The 18,035-nt window shown below is 74.8% G+C and carries 21 protein-coding genes and 1 pseudogene; 14 read left to right on the top strand and 8 right to left on the bottom strand.

Features of this window, described 5'->3' with window-relative positions; translation table 11 throughout:
• The first annotated feature begins 371 nt into the window (after nt 1-371).
• On the top strand, nt 372-728 hold the full coding sequence (locus tag ACIRD3_RS05520; RefSeq protein ID WP_402212028.1) for a hypothetical protein: 357 nt from the start codon (nt 372-374) through the stop codon (nt 726-728).
• 153 nt (nt 729-881) lie between these two features.
• The gene (locus ACIRD3_RS05515) at nt 882-1,247 is read left to right on the top strand and encodes a hypothetical protein (protein WP_402212025.1); all 366 of its coding nucleotides are present in this window, start codon (nt 882-884) and stop codon (nt 1,245-1,247) included.
• A gap of 78 nt (nt 1,248-1,325) precedes the next feature.
• On the opposite strand, the gene ACIRD3_RS05510 is transcribed toward ACIRD3_RS05515, so the two are convergent.
• Both ACIRD3_RS05510 and ACIRD3_RS05505 read right to left on the bottom strand, forming a co-directional pair.
• The gene (locus ACIRD3_RS05510) at nt 1,326-2,099 is read right to left on the bottom strand and encodes a hypothetical protein (protein ID WP_402212023.1); all 774 of its coding nucleotides are present in this window, start codon (nt 2,097-2,099) and stop codon (nt 1,326-1,328) included.
• 130 nt (nt 2,100-2,229) lie between these two features.
• Nucleotides 2,230-2,667 carry a hypothetical protein gene (locus tag ACIRD3_RS05505; protein WP_402212020.1) on the bottom strand — a complete coding sequence of 146 codons (438 nt, stop codon included), beginning with the start codon at nt 2,665-2,667 and terminating at the stop codon, nt 2,230-2,232.
• Between the two features lie 105 nt (nt 2,668-2,772).
• Between ACIRD3_RS05505 and ACIRD3_RS05500 the strand changes: the two genes are divergently transcribed.
• The 3 genes from ACIRD3_RS05500 to ACIRD3_RS05490 all read left to right on the top strand — a co-directional run bounded on the left by ACIRD3_RS05500 (nt 2,773) and on the right by ACIRD3_RS05490 (nt 6,997).
• Nucleotides 2,773-3,309 carry a hypothetical protein gene (locus ACIRD3_RS05500; protein WP_402212017.1) on the top strand — a complete coding sequence of 179 codons (537 nt, stop codon included), beginning with the start codon at nt 2,773-2,775 and terminating at the stop codon, nt 3,307-3,309.
• 275 nt (nt 3,310-3,584) lie between these two features.
• Nucleotides 3,585-5,336: an alpha/beta fold hydrolase gene (locus ACIRD3_RS05495; RefSeq protein ID WP_402212014.1), complete on the top strand. Its 1,752-nt coding sequence runs from the start codon at nt 3,585-3,587 to the stop codon at nt 5,334-5,336.
• On the top strand, nt 5,333-6,997 hold the full coding sequence (locus tag ACIRD3_RS05490; protein WP_402212011.1) for an alpha/beta fold hydrolase: 1,665 nt from the start codon (nt 5,333-5,335) through the stop codon (nt 6,995-6,997). Before ACIRD3_RS05495 ends, ACIRD3_RS05490 begins: the two co-directional genes overlap by 4 nt.
• Nucleotides 6,998-7,100: 103 nt before the next feature.
• On the opposite strand, the gene ACIRD3_RS05485 is transcribed toward ACIRD3_RS05490, so the two are convergent.
• Nucleotides 7,101-8,132, bottom strand: a complete 1,032-nt coding sequence (locus ACIRD3_RS05485; RefSeq protein ID WP_402212009.1) for a nitronate monooxygenase — start codon at nt 8,130-8,132, stop codon at nt 7,101-7,103.
• Nucleotides 8,133-8,323: 191 nt separating this feature from the next.
• Here ACIRD3_RS05485 and ACIRD3_RS05480 point away from each other — a divergent pair, with 191 nt between their 5' ends.
• The 3 genes from ACIRD3_RS05480 (at nt 8,324) to ACIRD3_RS05470 (ending at nt 10,685) form a co-directional block, all read left to right on the top strand.
• Nucleotides 8,324-9,334, top strand: coding sequence for a LysR family transcriptional regulator (locus ACIRD3_RS05480; RefSeq protein WP_402212006.1), 1,011 nt, complete (start codon nt 8,324-8,326; stop codon nt 9,332-9,334).
• Nucleotides 9,335-9,543: 209 nt separating this feature from the next.
• Nucleotides 9,544-9,951 (top strand): tautomerase family protein, encoded by a 408-nt coding sequence (locus tag ACIRD3_RS05475; protein WP_402212004.1) that lies wholly within the window; start codon nt 9,544-9,546, stop codon nt 9,949-9,951.
• A gap of 80 nt (nt 9,952-10,031) precedes the next feature.
• The gene (locus tag ACIRD3_RS05470) at nt 10,032-10,685 is read left to right on the top strand and encodes a GPP34 family phosphoprotein (RefSeq protein ID WP_402212001.1); all 654 of its coding nucleotides are present in this window, start codon (nt 10,032-10,034) and stop codon (nt 10,683-10,685) included.
• A 73-nt stretch (nt 10,686-10,758) separates the two neighbouring features.
• Here the strand turns inward: ACIRD3_RS05470 and ACIRD3_RS05465 are convergent, their stop codons facing one another.
• Nucleotides 10,759-10,992: a hypothetical protein gene (locus ACIRD3_RS05465; RefSeq protein WP_402211998.1), complete on the bottom strand. Its 234-nt coding sequence runs from the start codon at nt 10,990-10,992 to the stop codon at nt 10,759-10,761.
• 249 nt (nt 10,993-11,241) lie between these two features.
• Here ACIRD3_RS05465 and thpR point away from each other — a divergent pair, with 249 nt between their 5' ends.
• The gene (gene thpR, locus ACIRD3_RS05460; RefSeq protein WP_402211995.1) at nt 11,242-11,856 is read left to right on the top strand and encodes an RNA 2',3'-cyclic phosphodiesterase; all 615 of its coding nucleotides are present in this window, start codon (nt 11,242-11,244) and stop codon (nt 11,854-11,856) included.
• Nucleotides 11,857-11,860: 4 nt separating this feature from the next.
• Here thpR and ACIRD3_RS05455 read toward each other — a convergent pair whose 3' ends face one another.
• Together ACIRD3_RS05455 and ACIRD3_RS05450 are read right to left on the bottom strand one after the other, a co-directional pair.
• Nucleotides 11,861-12,211, bottom strand: a complete 351-nt coding sequence (locus ACIRD3_RS05455; RefSeq protein WP_402211993.1) for a hypothetical protein — start codon at nt 12,209-12,211, stop codon at nt 11,861-11,863.
• A gap of 275 nt (nt 12,212-12,486) precedes the next feature.
• On the bottom strand, nt 12,487-13,356 hold the full coding sequence (locus ACIRD3_RS05450) for an alpha/beta fold hydrolase (protein ID WP_402211991.1): 870 nt from the start codon (nt 13,354-13,356) through the stop codon (nt 12,487-12,489).
• 130 nt (nt 13,357-13,486) lie between these two features.
• On the opposite strand from ACIRD3_RS05450, the gene ACIRD3_RS05445 reads away from it, so the two are divergent.
• Nucleotides 13,487-14,011 (top strand): MarR family transcriptional regulator, encoded by a 525-nt coding sequence (locus tag ACIRD3_RS05445; protein ID WP_402211988.1) that lies wholly within the window; start codon nt 13,487-13,489, stop codon nt 14,009-14,011.
• Between the two features lie 124 nt (nt 14,012-14,135).
• Here the strand turns inward: ACIRD3_RS05445 and ACIRD3_RS05440 are convergent, their stop codons facing one another.
• The gene (locus ACIRD3_RS05440; RefSeq protein ID WP_402211985.1) at nt 14,136-14,300 is read right to left on the bottom strand and encodes a hypothetical protein; all 165 of its coding nucleotides are present in this window, start codon (nt 14,298-14,300) and stop codon (nt 14,136-14,138) included.
• A gap of 83 nt (nt 14,301-14,383) precedes the next feature.
• Here ACIRD3_RS05440 and ACIRD3_RS05435 point away from each other — a divergent pair, with 83 nt between their 5' ends.
• Both ACIRD3_RS05435 and ACIRD3_RS05430 read left to right on the top strand, forming a co-directional pair.
• Nucleotides 14,384-14,941 (top strand): SMI1/KNR4 family protein, encoded by a 558-nt coding sequence (locus ACIRD3_RS05435; protein WP_402211982.1) that lies wholly within the window; start codon nt 14,384-14,386, stop codon nt 14,939-14,941.
• Nucleotides 14,942-15,057: 116 nt separating this feature from the next.
• Nucleotides 15,058-15,342, top strand: coding sequence for a hypothetical protein (locus ACIRD3_RS05430; RefSeq protein WP_402211975.1), 285 nt, complete (start codon nt 15,058-15,060; stop codon nt 15,340-15,342).
• Nucleotides 15,343-15,362: 20 nt separating this feature from the next.
• Here the strand turns inward: ACIRD3_RS05430 and ACIRD3_RS05425 are convergent, their stop codons facing one another.
• On the bottom strand, nt 15,363-15,866 hold the full coding sequence (locus tag ACIRD3_RS05425; protein ID WP_402211972.1) for a hypothetical protein: 504 nt from the start codon (nt 15,864-15,866) through the stop codon (nt 15,363-15,365).
• Nucleotides 15,867-16,300: 434 nt separating this feature from the next.
• Here ACIRD3_RS05425 and ACIRD3_RS05420 point away from each other — a divergent pair, with 434 nt between their 5' ends.
• Nucleotides 16,301-16,648: a hypothetical protein gene (locus ACIRD3_RS05420; RefSeq protein WP_402211969.1), complete on the top strand. Its 348-nt coding sequence runs from the start codon at nt 16,301-16,303 to the stop codon at nt 16,646-16,648.
• A gap of 424 nt (nt 16,649-17,072) precedes the next feature.
• Nucleotides 17,073-18,035 (top strand): annotated as a pseudogene (locus ACIRD3_RS05415) (hypothetical protein); the annotation flags it as partial.

Here is an 18,035-nt window from a genome sequence, read left to right as displayed (position 1 = left end):
ATCACCTGACAGAGTGTCGCGCATCCCCCTCCCCGCTCGCCTCCCGATTTCCGCCCGCCCCCGGTCCCCGAGCACCACCGGTTCACACGTCGGCGTCGAGGGATCGAACCCCCGCGCGCGGGTGCGCCCGGCTTGATGGCGTTGAGCTCCCCGTTCGCGCGGCGTCTAGGGTATGGGCTGTGCGACTGGTCGAGAGGGAGATAGCCCGGCAGGACTGGGGGAGCATGCTGTGCGGGTGCGGGGGCTCGGCAGCGCACCTGGCCGGGTACCTGCTGCAACTCGCCGGCCGGGGGCCCCTTCCGGCGCCGAGTCATGTCAGCCTCGACGGACATGTCTGGTCCCCGCCGGTCCTGTGGGAGCCGGCCCCTGCCGTGACGTCCGTCGCGCTGGCGGCGCTCGCGGACGACATCGCGCCGACGGCGCGCGGGTGGTTCCTCGATCTCCTCCAGTGCACGGTGGCGGGCGAGGGCACAGACCACGAGTCCGCCCGACGGGGACTCGACCTCCCGGAGCTGTGCCGGCAGGTCGTCGGGCAGGGACTCTGGCTGCTCTACGAGGAGGTGCTCTCCAACCGGTCCCTCCGGGCGGGCACCGCGTTCGAGGTTCTCACGGTGGTGGAGCCCGACCGGGCTCGGCTGCAGGGTGTCCGGGAGATCGCGGCCGACTGGTTGCCCGTGTGCTGCCGGACAGGGTCGTGCGACGACGAACTGCACGACCTCGCCGGCTGACTCCGCCCGACGCGGTCGCCTCGGTCGCTCTGCCCCGGCGGTCTCCCGGCCGGGCCCGGCAGGCCCCTGGTCTCGCCGGATGCCGGTTCCGTGCACGGCAGTTCGACTACGCTCGCCCTGGGTAGAGCCAAGATCGAACGAGGGGGTACACCCATGCCGTACGAGATCGGCGCGAAGGTGAAGCTCACCGGGGACGTGCAGGTCACCCCGGACGACCCGGCGGGCCGGTCCGGCCTTCCCGGTCCGCTGTTCCTGTCGGAGGGACTGGGGGGCATCGTCACGGGCGTGGCGCAGGAGGCCGGCGGTCCGGCCCAGGACCACCTCGCGAGCTTCGACCAGCAGGTCCGCGGCGGCCACCTGGACGCCTTCGCGGCGAGCCTCGTCGAGGACCTCCGCCAGAAGCTCATCGGGGCGGTCGGGGCCGGCACCGGAGTCGGCACACGGTTCACGTACAAGGTGCGCTTCGAGAACGGGTTCGTGCTCGGCGGCCTCGAGGAGGCCCGGCTGGCCTCGGCCTGAACACCCGCCGCCGTGCCCCCGCCGTGCGCCCGCCGTGCCGCCGCCTCTCGGGCGGGGCACGGCGGCCCGCGGGGCGCCTCAGGCCGGGTAGGTGATCGAGCCCAGCGGCGGGCAGGGGATGAGCATGCTGCCGAGGCCGGGGCGTTCGACGAAGGCCCGGGCCTCGGCGGCCCGCAGGCGCTGGGTGTCGAGGTCGTCGGCGCGCCAGGCGTCGTGCCTGGCGCGCGGGTAGTCCCACGTGTCGGAGACCAGGTCCAGGCTGACGTTGCCGGCGCTGCGCTGGAACTCGGCCTTGAGGAAGGCCTGTTGGACGGCGCTCTGGGCCGCGGCGAGATCGACGCGGGTGATCAGGACGCCGGCGGTGTGCGGTTCGCGGGTGGGCAGGGGGGCCTGCGGGAGCTGCGACACCCCGGTGTCGAGGCGGCCGAGGTTGTCGACGGTCGCCTGCTGCGCCTCCCTCATCGTGATCTGCATCTCCCGGTGCAGCCAGTGGAGCTCGTCCAGGTCGGCCTGGGTGATGCGCATCCGCTGGTACGCGGCCCGGAAGCGCGGGTGTTGGTGCAGCGGGCGCATCGGGGCGACGTGGAGGGCCACGCAGTCGTTGTAGCCGGCCGCCACCGCGGCTTCGAGGTGCAGGACGGCCTGGTCCGTCTGCCCGTGCGCGTAGGCGAGGTCGCCGAGGCCCACGTGGCCCGCGGCGGCGAGCCACGCACCGTCGGGGCCGAGCGCGGCGGCACGCGCGACGACGTCGTGGAGGCTCCCGATGGTCCCCGCGGCGGCGGCTCCCTTGGTCAGCATCTCCACGAGTACGTCGTGCAGTCGGGCGACCAGCGAGTTGACGGTGTCGACCATGGATCTCCTCGGACCTCGGCGGTGCAGCGCGATACGGGCGTCGAACCGGTGTCAACTCCCGTGAGGATGACGGGTGGGACCGGTGATCGGTTCCTGCTCGCCCCGTCGGCCGCCGTCGTGGTCGGCCGGGTCAGTGCCCCTCGCGCACCTCGAACGCACCGCTGGCCCAGTAGACGGACGGCTCGTCGGCCTCGCTCGGCCAGTCGCTCTGCAAGTGGCGGCGACCGTGCCCGAGGGCCCCGGCCCGGTGCGGACTCAACCGCCCCGCCATCAGGTCGTCCGCCTCCGCGTCCGTGATCGGCAGGACGGTCCGGTACTGCGCGTCCCGGGAGGCGATCCAGTCGACGTACTCGGTGAAGACGCTCACGAAGGCCTGTGAACAGAGGCCGCAGCGCTGGACGGTGACGATGAAGTGCGAGTCGTCCCGGATCGTCTTCTCGACCCGGACTCCCGTGTGGCTCTGGTGGTGCGCCCGGGCCACCCGGGCGTCCTCGGCACAGCACGCCGCGCACCCGAAACCCTCGGACTCCGTCACGCCCACCTCCGTGGTCGAACTCTCTTCTGCCATGGGCCCGATGCTAGACGGCGCCTCTGACACGCCGGGCCCCGAGGCCGGCCGGACGACGCCCGGGCGCGCGGGAAACCCCGTTGACCGGCAGGGAAGGATGGGGGCGTGATCACCAAGGAGCGAGCGGTCGAGCTCGTCGATGCCCTGTTGGCGCGCGAGCGGCCGAACTGGGCCTGGGCGCGGTTGATTCCGGAGCTGGTCGTCCATGCCGTCGAGGAGCGGTCGGTGGGGTGGCTCTGCTACTGGACCTCGGGGGAGGGGGCCCGGGCCCCGGAGCGGCGCGGGAACCTCCTCGGGGGGCCGTACCTGGTGGACCGGGAGGACGGGAGCATCCATTTCGTTCCGGGCTGCCGCTGGACGGATGACTGGGAGGAGTTCTACCTCTGGCAGGTCAAGGGCGTCCGGGCGCCCGACCCGCTCGCCGCGGCCGTCCGTGACCTCGCGGAGTCCCTCGGCACCGCCGCCGCCATGCAGCACCTGCGCAAGGAGGCGGGGCGGATGAGCCTGCGGGAGGCGAAGGCGTACGTGGAGAGCGTCCGGGACGGGAGCGAACCGCCCGAGGAACTGGCGGCCCTCACCCGCGACCCCGATGTCCGGGGGAGTCTGGGCCCGATCGAGACCCTGGCCGGCCCGGTGCGGTAGGCGTCCCCCCGGACTCTCGGACCGGAGGCCCGTACGGCGGTACCGGGGTGGCGAGACCCGTACCCGCCACCCTGTCCCGCTCGGACGTGGCCGGCGTCATCCGTCGTCCGGCCACCCGGGTGATGCCGGGCTGCTCCGACTGGCGCCGACGAGTGGTGGCCCTGTTCCCACGAACGCAGGCTGGCCACGCAGTGCCCGTCGTCACCAAGGGTGACGGACGGTTCACGCGGCGCCGTCCCGGGCGGGACGGCCGGTACCTCAGGAGACGGGATCACATGACGCGACAGGACACCTGTCCGGGGTCCCCGCCGCCCGCGCACGGGATCGGCAGGATCGGTGGCATCGACGGGCTCGGCGGGATGAGTGGGTTCGGCGGGTTCGTACGAAGGCGGACGCGCCACCGGTGCGCGCGGCGCCGCTCCCGGCCCGCCCGCACCGGCTCGGCGCTGCTCGCCGCCGGCCTGGCCTTCCTGGGCGTGGTCGCCGCGCCGGCGGCGGGCGGCGCGGTCCCGACACCGAGTGCTGACGCGCCGGCGGCGACGGGCGCCGCGCCGGAGGCCGGCGGTGAGCCCTGGTCAGGACACCCGGCGCACTTCGAGCCCGGCCCCTGCCCGGAGACGGCCGAGCCGGTCCCCGGGGAGTGCGGGGTGCTGGAGGTGCCCGAGAGCCGTGCCCACCGCCACGGGCGCGACGGTCACCACGGCACGACCATCCGGTTGTCCGTGGCGATCATCCCGGCCGCGTCGGCGACGCCGGCCCCGGAGCCCGTGGTGTTCATGGAAGGCGGGCCGGGCGGTGACGCCTTCGACAGCATCCCGTTCCTGATCGACGCCGGGGTGAACCGGGACCGCGACCTGATCGTCATGGCCCAGCGCGGGACGCTCCACGCGCAACCCGCCCTCACCTGCCCGGAGATCGACCGGTTCTCCGAGGCCGCCGTCGCCCTGCGCTACGACGCCCCGTCGACCGGACGGCGCCTGGTGGGCGCGGCGAAGGCGTGCCGGGACCGGCTGACCGCCGACGGCGTCGACCTCAGCGCGTACAACACCACCGAGAACGCCGCCGACTTCGCCGAGCTGCGCAAGGCGCTGCGCATCGACCGGTGGAACGTCTACGGCTACTCCTACGGCACCGAGCTGGCCCTCACCTACCTGCGCCTGCACCCCGAGGGGATCCGCTCGGTGGCGATCGACTCGGTGGTGCCCCCGCAGATCGTGAGCCTGCCGTGGACCTGGGACAGCGCCCGGGAGGGGATCGGCGCGATCCTCGCGGCGTGCGCGGCCCAGCCCGCGTGCGCCGGCCGCTACCCGGACCTCCCGGACACGCTGACGGAGCAGGTGCGGCGGTTGGAGGCGCATCCCCTGGAGCTGAGGGCGCGGCCGCCGGGTGGGGGAGACCCGGTGGACGTCGTCCTCGACGGCGGCGCGATGGTGAACCTGCTGGTCGCCAACACCGTCAAGGCCGTGGACGTCCCCGCGGCGCTCGACGAGCTCGCCCGCGGGAATCCGGAGCGGTTCGCGCGGGCCCGGGCCGCCGACGCGGTGTCCGCCATCGGCCGGTTCGGCCACGGCCTGACGCATTCGGTCGCCTGCAGCGAGTGGGTCCCGGGCTTCTCGGAGGCCGACCTGCTGGCGGCCGGGCGCCGGGCCTTCCCCGGCTGGCCTGACACGGTCCTGGCCCAGGCGCCGCAGCTGCCCTTCGAGAACCGGCTCTGCCGGGTCTGGAACGTTCCGGACCGCACCGCGGTCCAGCGGGTGGCCACCGTCAGCGACGTGCCGACGCTCGTCATCTCCGGGACGTTCGACGCGAAGACCGGGGCCGGCTGGGGGCCGTTCACGGCCCGCACGCTGTCCCGCTCGACGACCGTACGGATCCCCGGCATCGGTCACTGGGTGGTTCCCCAGTCGCCCTGCGCGCAGAGCGTCCTGGCCTCCTTCCTCGCGAACCCGACCGCGCCCGACACCGGCTGCGTGGCGGGACTCGTACCCAAGCCCTTCACCATCACCCCCGTCCCGGAGAACGCATGATGTCCGTCCGCCCGCCCCACCACCGGCGCACCGCGCGACGGTTCCTGGCCGCCCTGGCCGGGGCCACCGCCGGCGTCCTCGTCGTCGGCCTCGCCGCCGTGCCCGCCCAGGCCGCCGGCCGCACCGACATCCGCACCGACATCCGCGCCGGTTCGCACGCCGGTTCGCACGCCGCCGGGAGGGCCGACGCCCGTGCCTCGGCACGCCTCGGCACGGTCGCCCGGACGGTGGGCCACGCCCGCTTCGAGCCGGGCCCCTGCCCGCGGACCGCCGACCCGGCCCCGCCGGTCGAGCGGCCCCGCTGCGGAACGCTCACCGTGCCCGAGAACCGCTCCCGGCCCCACGGGCCCAGGATCAAGCTCGGCGTCGAGATCGTGCCCGCGGCCAACGGCACGCCGGAGCCCGACCCGATCGTGTGGCTCGCCGGCGGGCCCGGCGACGACGCGGTCTCCGAGATCCAGCTGGCTCTCAACGGCGGCCTGAACCGCAACCGGGACGTGATCTTCATGTCCCAGCGGGGGACGTACTCCGCGGACCCGCAGCTCACCTGCCCGAACATCGACCGGTTCAACGCCGACGCCCTCGACCTCGTCTTCGGCGCGCCGTCCACCGGGCGGCTGCACGTCCAGGCGACACGGGCCTGCCGCGACGGACTGGCGGACCGCGGGGTCGACCTCAGCGCCTACAACGGCACCGAGAGCGCCGCCGACTACGCCGACCTGCGCGAGGCGCTGTGCATCGAGCAGTGGAACGTGTTCGGCATCTCCTACGGCACCGACCTGGCGCTGCTGTACATGCGCCTGCGCCCCGAGGGCATCCGGTCGGTCGGCATCGACGGCGTCCTACCGCCGTCCCTGGCCGGCGGGGCCGTGACCTGGAAGGCCACCCGGGAGGGCACCGACGGCCTGTTCAAGGCCTGCGCGGACCAGCCCGCCTGCAACGCCCGCTACCCCGACCTGAAGGTCACCTTCGACCGCCTCGTCGGTGAGCTCGAAGCCAACCCCGTCCGTACCACCGTCAGCGTCCCGGGCCGGCCGGGCCCGGTCGAGGTCGTCCTGGACGGCGGGGTCCTGGTGAACTGGCTGGTCTCCGCCACCCACCTGGCGGCCGGCGTGCCCCGTTCCCTCGACGAGCTGGCCCACGGCAACCCGCAGCGGATCGCCGAGCAGTGGGCGGGCGGCAAGCTCAGCCCGCAGGCCGTCGGACGGGTCTCCCACGGGCTCGCCTACGGCGTCTTCTGCCGCGAGTGGACACCGTACGAGAGTCAGGCGGACATCACCGAGGGCGGGCGGCGCGAGTTCCCGTCGTTCCCCGACTCGGTGCTGGCCAACGCCCCGCTGCTCCCCTGGCTGCACGCGGACTGCGAGGCCTGGGACGTTCCCCCGGCACCGCCCTCCGTCCGTGACGTGACGGTCAGTGACATCCCGACCCTCGTCCTGTCCGGCGGCTTCGACGCCCAGACCGCGCCCAGCAGCGGACCGTACGCCGCCCGCACGCTGAGCCGCTCCACCGAGGTCACCGTCCCGTACGTCGCCCACGTGGTGTACGCCGACTCGGCGTGCGCGCAGTCGATCACCGGCTCGTTCTTCGACACCCCGACCGCCCCGGACACGGGCTGCCTGGCGGGCCTCCAGCCGCCGGTGTTCGAGATCGCGCCGTAGCCGAAGTACCCACCGATCGCGGCGGGATCGCCGCGATCGGTGGGCTCGTCTTCGTCGGAGGGGATCGGGGGCCCGCAGGGCGCCGGCACCGCGCCCGGGTCGGTCACCGGAAGGCGGCGAGGCGGGTGAGGGCGTCGGCGGCGGGTTCGACGCGGGCCAGGCGATGGCCGGTGCCGGCCCACAGGTGGATCAGGTCGGTGTCGCCGGCGGCGGTGGCGGCCCTGCGCAGCGGTCCGGTGAGGTGGTGGACCGCCGGGTAGCCGAGCGGGGCGAGCGGTTCGTAGGTGTCGGTGAAGCGGTTGCGCAGGGCGCGGGCGGGGCGGCCGGTGAAGGCGCGGGTCAGCACCGTGCCGGTGAACGCGGGGTCGGCCAGGGCGGCCTTGTGGGGTGCGGAGGCGCCGCTCTCGTGGGTGCGGAGCAAGGCGGTGCCGGCCATCACGGCGTGCGCGCCGGCCCGCAGGGCGTCGGCGGTGTCGGCGGGGGTGGCGATGCCGCCGGTGGCGATCAGGGGCAGCGGGACGGTGTGCCGGACGTCGCTCACCAGGTCGGGCAGGGGGATCGGGGCGAGGGGCCGGGCGGGGGTGAGGGTCGCGGAGTGTCCGCCGGCCGCCGGGGCCTGAACGACCAGCAGGTCGGCGCCATTCTCGGCGGCGGCGAGGGCCTCGGCGGGGGTGGTGACGGATGGGGCGACCAGGCTGCCCGCGTCCTGGAGGGCCCGGACGGTGTCGGGGTGCGGCAGGCCGAAGGTGAAGGAGACCAGCGGGACGGGATCCCGCAGGAGCAGGTCGAGCTTGTCCGCCCAGGCGTCGTCGTCCTCCGTCACGGTGTCGGCGGCGAGGGCGACGTGGTGGCGGTCGGCCTCCGGCCGCAGGGCGCGGGCGTAGGCACGGTAGGCGTCCGGGGCGACGGGGATGGGATTCGGGGCGAACAGGTTGACGCCGAACACCACGCCCGAGGACCGGACCTCGGCGACCTGCGCCGAGAGGTCGGCGGGGGTCCGGTAGCCGCCCGCCAGGAAGCCGAGCCCCCCGGCCAGGGCCGCGGCCCGGACCAGCGCCGGGGTGCTGGGGCCGCCCGCCATCGGGGCGGCCCAGACGGGCAGTGCGGTGGGGAGGGCGGTCAGATCGCGGGGCATCACGGAACTCCGGGGGAGCGGACGGGCGAGGACGGGGGGACGGCGGGGAGCGGAGCGGGGCTTCGCCGTCGACGCTAGACCGTCGGCACCGATCCCCGAAATGCCGGTTACGCTGCGGTCATGCGTACCAGGCATGGCGCGAGGCGGCGATGACGGCTCCCGAGCCCCCGGGCCCCTCGAAGCGTGCGGGCATGCCCGAGCACCCGGATGCGCCCGAACGCGCGCATGTGTCCGAGCGCGCGGGTTCGTCCGAGCAGACCGGAGTGTCGGGCATCGAGCTGCGGCACCTGCGGGCCTTCGCCGCGGTCGCCCGGCACGGCTCCTTCACCCGGGCCGCCACCGAGCTGCTGATCACGCAGCCCGCCCTCAGCCGTACCGTGGCCCAGCTGGAGGCGGGCCTCGGGCTGCGCCTGCTCGAGCGCTCCTCCCGGGGCGTCGCGCTCACCGACGCCGGCGCCGAGTTCCTCGTCCACGCCGAGCGCACCCTCGCCGCGTTCGAGGCGGCGGTCGCCGCCGCGCGCCGCGAGTCCTCCGTGCGGCTCGGCTTCAGCTGGCTGCTGCCCGACCCCTGGGCCCAGCACGCCATCGCCCGCTTCGAACGGGACACCGGCGCCCGCGTCGAACTGGTCCGCTGCGACGACCCGTTGGACGCCCTCGACCGCCGGAGCGTCGACGTCGCCCTGGTTCGCGGCAACCGGCCGGTCGGTGCCGCCGTGCGGATCGTGCACCTGTACGACGAGCGGCGCGTCGCCGTCCGCGCGCGAGGGACGGAAGCCCCCGGTGAGGAGGCCGAAGCCCTGCACTGGCAGGACGCCGCCGCGTGGACCCTGGTCGTCAACACCGCCAGCGGCACCACCGGTCCCTGGTCCTGGCCGCACGGCGGCGGCCCGCGGCGGTTCGTGGAGACCGCGAACTTCGACGAGTGGCTCGAATCGGTGGCCGCGGGGCGCGGCGTCGGCGTCGTCCCCGACGTCGCCGAACGCCGCATCCACCACCCCGCGCTGCGCTTCCTCCCACTGACCGGGGCGCCGCCCACACCGGTCCGCCTCGCGTACCGCCCGGACCCGGGCACCAGTGCCCCCTCCGCCCTGCTCCGCCGCTTCCTCGACGCGGCCGGTCACGCGGCCCGCGATGCGAGGGGCCGGGCGGGCCAGGCAGGCGAGGCGGGCCCGGACGCCGCGCGGGGGAGGTCGGCGAGCTGAGGCCATGCGCGTCCGGCATGGACGCAGCCTGAACGGCATTACCGCCCACCTCCGCGGTCTCCGTACGGTCGACTCCGTGGGTCGGGGCCTCCGGCGCCCCGATGCCCCGACGCCCCGTCAGCCTCCGCGCCGCACCGAACCGGCCGGGCCCGTGCCACCGGCCGGGCCTCCGTCACCGGGGCCGCGAAGCCGTCCGAAGGAGTCCGAGCATGCCCCTCGTCCGCATCGACCTGGTCCGGGGCCGCAGCCCCGAGAAGGTCCGGGCCATCGCCGACGCCGCCCACCGGGCCGTCATCGAGGTCCTGAGGCTTCCCGAGCGCGACCGCTTCCAGATCGTCACCCAGCACGACCCGGAGGAGATCATCGCCGAGGACGTCGGGCTCGGCTTCCGGCGCTCGGCCGGCGTCGTCATCGTCCACGTGTTCACCCAGCGCGGCCGCAGCACCGGGGACAAGCAGCAGCTGTACAAGACGCTCGCCGAGCGGCTCGCCCGGGCCGGCGTCGACGGCAAGGACCTCTTCATCGGCTACTCCGAGAACGGGCCCGCGGACTGGTCCTTCGCCGACGGCCGCGCCCAGTACCTCGAGGGCGACCTCCCCCTCCCCGGCGGCCGCTGACCCGGCTACTCCCACAGGTGGAGGGCGGCCCGTCCTGTGGGTCGACGGCGTACGGCCGGGCGCGCCGTATCGTCGGTGCCATGAGCCGAGGACTGCACCTGGACACCTACCTGCTGGCCTTCGACACCGGGGCCGGGGCCCTGCAGGACCGCACCCGCGCCGGCTACCTGGTGCGCGCCGCCGCCCTGGCCGAGCTCGCCCACCGGGGCGCCGTCGAGGAGGACGGGGCGGGCCGGGTCCGGGTCGTCTCCGGGGCGGCCACCGCGGACCCGGTCCTGGACGAGCTGCTCGCCGAGCTGGGCGGGGCGGCGCGCAGCTGGAAGGTCTGGATCCGGCGCGGCCGCGACGTCACCTTGGAGGCCGTCGAGGAGCGCCTCGCGGTGCTCGGCGTGGTGACGGTGGCGGACCGCGACCCCTACGGCCCGGTCGTGCCGCACCGCCCGGTGACGATGGTCGACCCGCGCGAGGCCCTGGACCTCCAGGTCCGGGTGGCCGAACTGGTCCGCGGCGCCACCCCGGTCACCCGGGCGCCGTTCGCCGACGCCGTCCTCGCGGCGCTGGCCGCCCACGGGCACCTGCGGCTGGTGCTCTCCCGGGACGACCGCCGGGCCCACGCCGACCGGATCTCCGCGCTCACCCACCGGCTCGCCGACCAGGCCCCCGGCCTGGCCAAGGCGGTCGGCGGCCTGAACCTGACCATGATCGCCGCCCAGGGCGGCCTGGGCGGCGGCTGAGCGGGCCGGCCGGTTCGGCCACCGTCGCGGGCGGGCCCCGGCCGAGGTCGAGTCGCCGGTGCGCGCTCCCGGGTCAGCCATCGGCCCCCGGGGTGGCCGCTCCCGTGCCGGGCCGGAGCGGGCCGCCCACGCCCCCGGAGCGGCCTTCGGGGTACCCGTGGTCGCCGAGGTTCTTCTCGAACCCGGCCAGCGCCATGGCCGCCAGGACCGCCAGGACGGCCAGAACGACCGTAGCGATTCCGCAGCCCCTGGCCAGCCGCTCGTTCACGTAGGCCGGGGGGTCGGTGGGAGCCGGGTCCTTGTCCATGTGGCCACGATAGGAAGCGTCCGGGCCCGGATTCATGAGCCCGGGTACTCAACGAGCGGCTGAGTAGCCTTCCCCGGCTTCGTCCGCGCCTCGACGGACAACCTGCCGGCCGCCGCCCGGACCGCCGACGCGGACACGTTCGCCTGCCCGCCACCCCGATCCGGCCGATCACCGCCGAGGACGTGGCCGCCGCGGTGGCGGAGGTGGCCGGTGACGTCCTGCTCCGCGCTTCGGCTAGCCTCCCCCCTCGTGGACCTTCCCCCCGAGCCCCCGACCCTGCGTGTCTTCGTGGCACTCGCGCCGCCCGACGACGCCAAGGACGAACTGGCCCGCGCCCTGCGGCCCGCCTACGCCGGGTACCCGCGGCTGCGGTGGAACCGGATCGAGGACTGGCACATCACCCTGGCCTTCCTCGGCGAACTGCCGGTCACGGCGGTGCCGCCGCTGCGGTCGGCGCTGGCCGCCCTGGCCGCGTCGCGCCCCGCGCTGCGGCTGCGCCTGCGCGGCGGCGGCCACTTCGACGAGCGGCTGTTGTGGAGCGGGATCGACGGGGACCTGGACGGGCTGCACCTGCTCGCCACCGACGTCCGGGAGCTGGTCAGGTCCCGCGGGATCGCGTTCCGGGAGCGCCCGCTGTACCCCCACCTGACGCTGGCGCGGTCCCGCCGCGACGACGCGGTCAGCGTGCCGCTGGCCGCGGCCGGGCTGACCGGGTTCGCGGGCCGGCCGTGGCGGACCGAACGCCTCCACCTGGTCGGCAGCAACATCGGCCGCGGCCCCGGGCCGATCCGCTACCGGGACATCGAGGCCTGGCCGCTCGGCGGGGCCGTCCGGGCCGGGGACGACGGCGGCGCTCCCGCATGAGCGGTCAGTCCCCCTGGGACCACGCGGCGCACGGCAGGGACAGGTAGACGCCGAAGTCGACGAGCCCGGTGGCGGCGTGGAGGTCCGCGTGGAGCCTGTCCACCCGTTCCTGGCGGTCGGCCTCCCTGCTGGCGGTCCACTTCGACCTGATCTCGATCACCACCGGCAGGCCGCTGCGGTCCAGCGGCCCCAGCGGGCGGAAGCGGATCTCGACGTCCCCGGGTCGCAGGTCACCGTCGTACGGCTCCTCGGGGCACTCCACGGCCAGGGACACCAGGTGCGGCAGCGCGGCGCCCACCTCGCGCAGGAGCGGCTCGGGCACGGTGGGCGCGTAGGTCACTTCGACGAGCGGCATGCTCCGCACCCTAACCGCAGCCCCGCCCGGCCGGAGCGCCGCCCCCGCCGCCCCGCTCCGGCGGACGGCGTCAACGGGCCCGACCGCGCCGCGCGTTGACGTTCCGCTCGCCGCCGTGATCCGGATCGACCAGGTCCTGCACGGGTCCGGGCTGACCGTCGTCGGCGTCTCCGAGCACGTGCTGCCGCGCAGTGACCACCGCGCCGTGGGGGTCGAACTCGCGGCGCCGCGCCGAGTGTTGCGCCGAGCGTCGCGCTGTCCGGGCCGAGCGGCGGTCAGCGCCCGAGGACGGCCTTCAGGGCCCGGGCGGTGGCGCGCGGGAAGGCGGTGTTCCCGTTGTGGCCGCCGGGGAGGACGGCTGGCTCCGTGCCGAGCAGTTCCGCGAGCGCCAGCGCGCAGCGGTAGGTGTGCACCGTCGGGCGGGTGGTGGCGCCGGTGGCCGGGACGATCCGGGTGGCGCCGGCGGCCTTCGCGGCCCGGGCGATCTCCGCGGGTCCGAAGCCGTCCGTGGTGACGGCGGTGAACTCGGTGGCGATGAAGAAGTCGAAGTTGGCCAGCCGGCGGGGCGTCATGGGCTGCGGGGTGAGGCCGTCCTCGGCCGGATCGTGGGCCGGGTCGATCCCGAGGTGCCGGGCGATCGCCGGGAAGGCGGCCGCCATGCCGCCCTCGGCGTGGGCCCGCTGGATGGCCAGCAGTTCGCCGGTGTGCTCGGCCCGTACGTCGGCGGGCAGCAGGTTCGGTGTGACGGGCTCGTGGGCGATGAGCGTGTCCAACGCGCCCGGGTGGCGGGCGGCGACCTGCAGACCGATCGCTGCGCCCATGCTGAACCCGGCCATCAGGGCCGGTTCGCCGCTCACCTCGGCGAGCAGCCGGGCGACGTCGTCGGCGTGGTCGGCCATGCTGACGGGGGCGGCCGGGTCGTCGAGGACGCTGCGGGACAGGCCCCTGCGGTCGTAGGTGACCACGGTGAAGGCGTCGGCGAGGTGCGGGACGAGGTCGACGGTGCGGTCCGCGTCGCCCTCGCCGCTCTGCGCGAGCAGCAGCACGGGCCCGCGGCCCTCGACCCGGTAGTGGAGCGTGGCGCCCGGGACGCCGAGCGTGCGGACGGTGGCGGCGGTCCGGTCGGTGGTCGGGTCGGTGGTCATGGCGTGTTCCCCCTCGGTCGGTTGCCGGTGGCGCTTCCCTCCCGGCCCTGCGACGGTATCGCATCGGAATAGATACATCAAGATAGATGCATCTCATTCAATGCATCTATTGCGATGTACCCTGACGGGCATGAACGGAGTAGAGCTGTTCCTCCTGGGCCGCACCCTCATGAAGATCGGCGAACAGGCGATGCCCCAGCCGGCCTCGTCGAACTCGTCGGCCCTGTCGGACCCGTCGGGCCCGTCGGACCGGTCCGACCGGCCGGAGACGGGCGGCGTGCGCGGCTCGGTCCGCTCGGTCCTGGTCACCCTGGGCGACGTCGTCGCTCACCCCGGGACGACCGTGGGGGAGATCGCCGCCCGCACCGGCCTGCCGCAGAGTCAGGTCTCCACCGCCGTCGCCCGCCTGGTCGAGGCGGGCTCCGTCGACACCGAGCCCGACCCGGCCGACCGCCGTCGCCGGCTCGTCCGCCCGGCCGCGAACCCGTCCGCCCGGGTCGCCGAGGTCCGCGCCACCACCATCGACGCCGCCCTCGCCGCCGCCCTCACCACCGCCGACGGGACCGCCCCGGACCCGCAGGTGCTCCACGAGGTGGCCACCGCCCTCGACACCCTGGCCCGGCACCTCACCCCCGCCGCCGCCCGCCCCCGCTGAAGCAACTCGGCTTGGCGCCGGCCCAGCCGAGGAACGCCCCGAGGACCTTCTCCTGGGAGATCGTCAAGGTCTGGAAGTGCTGATCGGGCACGCCGTCCCGCTATTCGAGCTGGTAGGTGTTGTTCTAGCGGAGCCAGACCTGGATGTACCAGCTGCCCGGCCGCTCCGCGTCCACTCGCTCCACGATCATGTAGGAGTTGCCACGCCGCAGGTTGGCCAGCATGGTCCCGGTGATGGGCTTGGTGGCGCGCTTCACCACGTGGCGGCGCTCGTTGGTCGCAATCAACATGGCCCGATCATCCAGCAACGGGCTGACACCGTTGGGTGAGGCCCTGAGCAGGGCGGACAAGGTTCGATGGCACGAACCGTGCGGTGGTCCAACTTCCATGGCAATCGGTCAAGGATCAGTGGCACAGCATCGCGGACCCGCAGATGTCGGCGCCCGTCACCGAGGAGCAGCTCGCCGTCGCCGAGCGCCACCTCGGCCGGCCGCTGCCAGCGGACCTGCGGGCGCTCTACCTGGAGGCCGACGGGGACGGCGGCAGCCAGGCGGTGCTCGGCCGGTACAGCTGGATGCCGCTCGACGCGGCCCAGGCCACGCGCGACGACTGCATCGGCGTCCCGACCTGGTTCGGCTGGCAGCTCGGCTGGAAGCGGGTGGTCTTCGACGCCGAACCGCCGAACACGGAAAGCCTCCTGACGCTGCGCCCGGGCGGGGTCTCGGGACGGCACGGGGGTGGCGCTTCGCCGTTGGCAGGTTCCGGTCCGCCGTCGTGCCCGCGTCCGGACCGGCTGGGGCGTCGGCCGGGACGTCGGGCTGCCCGGGCCGGGCCCACCTGCGGCGGCCCCGGCCACAGTGGCGGCGGCTCCACGGCGGTGGTCAGTCGGCCTTGCGGCACGTACTTGGGTACCTACTCCCAGCGGACATGAGTATCCGTTCGCTGCCGAGCTGGGGACCGAGCCGGGAGCATGGCTGCATGAGCGAATCTATGGCCGTCGTGAACCGCCCGACCAGGTCCGCCCGCGGGAACTGGTGGAAGGCCCCGATGATCTCCAGCCTGGTGAACGGGCTCCTTCTGCCGCTGGTCACCGGTATTCGAGGCTTCGCCGAGATGGCGACCGACCCGTGCAATGGACCGCATGACTGCCCCACCACCTTTGCGCAGTTGCACTTCGCGGACTACACGCTGCGCGCGGTCGTGGTTTTGATCGTCCTGCAATGGCCCGCCGCCTACCTTCTGCCCAAGGCGCGGGTGGTGATCTCGCTTGTCCCGGCGGCGGCAACGGCAGCAGTCCTGTTGACGATCCTCAGCCTCAAGCCCGGGGCGTAAGGGCTGCGCCGCAATGACCGTCACAGCTCCGGAAACGGCGGGATGTGGTCCATCACCTGCAGCAACCTTCTTGCGGCTGCGGCATCCTCCGGCCGTGCGGAGGACGCTACGCCTTCGATGACTGAGCGGCCCGCGAAGACGGCTGTCCTTGCGGCCGCCTCCCAGCCGGGTTGCTGCCGGTAGCTCGTGTCGCGCTTGGTGCCCGCGGCCGCCGCAGCGGCGGAGTGCCACTGGTCGGTCTGGCAGATGGCTTCCAGCAGGTCCAGCAGTTCGGCCTTGCACGCCACGTGCGGAGCTCCTGCCAGCTCTACAAGGAACGGTACGGCGGGGGCTGTGGCCTCGCTGACGACGAACCCGAGCGCACAGACGGCATCGCCCAGTTCCCCGATCGCGGCGCGGGCCGTGTCCTCGTCCCCGTAGGCGATCCGGGAGAGGAGCGGAGGAATGCCGCCGGCCGGAGCCCCTGTCGCGTCACGAAGGGCCGCCCAGTGAACCCCGGAGACACTCCTCAACAGACTCCCCACACCCTGCTCCTCATCAGAATCCTCGCGCCGGCTCCACCGGTGCTCTGACCGTGCTCCGGCTACTGGTACTCCAGCCAGGCGTCCCCCCGCAGGCACGGCCGCAGGACCTGACCGTCGTCGGCCGCCTACCCGCCAACCTCGGGAACGCCTCCTGACGCTGCGCCCGGGCGGGGTCTCGGGACGGCATGCGGGTGGCGCTCACCTGCTCCGGTGGTCGTTGGGGGCGAGCCGGGGGGCGGAACCGGGGGGCTCGGACCCCGGCGAGGAAGGCGAGTTTGCAGACGCGGTGGCGCTGGCCGGCGTAGGGGGTGAGGAGCAGTGGACCGGGGGCCGGCGTCACTCTGCGCCCGGTAGGGGGAACCCGGGTGTTCGGTGCGTCCCGACTGAGTAGTCGCGCCGATGTGCGACTCCGGTTCGGGCGGTGGAATCGGGCCATGGACACCCTTCCCACCGGATCCGCGTCGCGGTCCCATGACCGCGACGCGTGGAAGTTCCCGCTCGTCGCGACGGTTCTGCTGCCGATCTCCCAGGTTCTCTACTGCTACTTCGCCCTCGTGCGCGCGGTCACGGTCGACCAGTGCGTGCCGCGGGGAGCCTGCGGGCGGGACTGGGGCCCGCAGTACGACGCCGCCCACGGCCTGGCGGGTGTACAGGTCGTGCTCATCGCGGCCGCCTGGATGCTGCCGCGCCGCACGCGGTGGGCTCCGTGGCGCTTCGTCGCGTCCGCTGTGAGCGTGCTGTGCGGCCTGGCGTGCAGCGTGGTGATCCAGGACGTGGGTTGAGGGCCAGGGAGGCGTGCGGACGAGCGCGGCGCGACGCCCGGTAGGACCGTTCCGGTGCTTCGCGCGGCGGCCCCGCACCGCGGAGGAGCCGGTGCGAGCCGGGCGGTCGCGCCACCAGGGCGCCACCAGGAGGAGCCGCAGCAGTTCCGGCGGGCCGATCGCGACCGGAGCCGCGCCGGCCGCCGTGCACACACCCGTGCGCCGTTCCTCCGGTTCGTGTCAGCCGATCGACGCCGCCACCGCCTGCCCGGCCTGACGCGGGCGTCGTGCGCGCCCAGGCTCCGAGGACCGGCCGGGCGGGCGACCTGCTGGCGTGGGACGGCGTGTGCCTGCCGCGCGCCGGGGCCACGGCCGGGCTACACGTGCCCCGGCTGCGCGAATGTCACGCCGGGTGATTCGTCGTCAGACGGGTTACAACCGTGGAATGGTCCGATTCCCCGCCCCCGCTCCCGCCCCCTCCCGCGTGGCCCCGCCGCCCGCGCCCGCCCCGCAGCCCCGCGCGGCACGTACGGCCCGCCGGGCACGGCCCCTGGTGGCCGGCCTGCTCGCCCTGGCCGCCGTCGGCGCCGCGCCGGCAGCCCACGCCCGATCCGACGACGGCACCGCCGCGAGCGTCGTTCCGGCCAGCGCGCTGGTCCTGCAACGCCAGTTCACCGCGGCAGCCGAGGAGTTCGGCGTCCCGCCCGGCCTGCTGCTGGCGCTGGCGTACCAGGAGAGCCGCTGGGAGTCCCACCAGGGCGCGCCCAGCACCACCGGCAACTACGGCGTCCTCGGGCTGACCCAGGTCGACGTCGCCGCCGAGAACGCCGCCGCCCCCGGCGGGACGGCCACCGCACGACGCGGCGAGGACCGACCCCGTCCGGCCCGGCCCGCCCGGCCCCGGATCGTCGACTCCCCGGCCCTGCACACCCTCCAGGCCGCCGCCGACCTGATCCACCGCCCGGCGGCCCAGCTGCGCACCGACAGCGCGCAGAACCTTCGCGGCGGCGCCGCCCTGCTGGCGCGCTACCGGCAGCAGAGCGGTGCCGCCCACCCCGCCGCCGCGGACCCCGCCGACCCCGCCCACTGGTACCCCGCCGTCGCCCGGTTCGGCCAGGCCGGGCGGACGGGAGAGGCCGGAGAGGAAGCCGGCCGCGCCTTCGCCGACCGTGTCTACGCCACCTGGCGCCAGGGCCTTTCGCGCACCACCTCCGAGGGCCAGTGGCTCACCCTGCCCGGCGTACCGGACCTCGCCCTCCCCGGACCGCCTCCGCTCCCCGCGCGCCCGGCTCCCTCGACGTCGGCCCAGACCCCCGAGTGCCCGCCCGGGCTGGGCTGCGACTTCATCCCCGCCGCCTACGCCCTGACCGACCCCGGCGACCCCACCTCCTTCGGCAACTACAACCCC

Source organism: Kitasatospora sp. NPDC093550 (assembly GCF_044764985.1).
Classification (GTDB): domain Bacteria; phylum Actinomycetota; class Actinomycetes; order Streptomycetales; family Streptomycetaceae; genus Kitasatospora.
The sequence above is the reverse complement of the archived record's forward strand: the minus strand, read 5'-3'. Positions and strand labels throughout refer to the sequence as shown.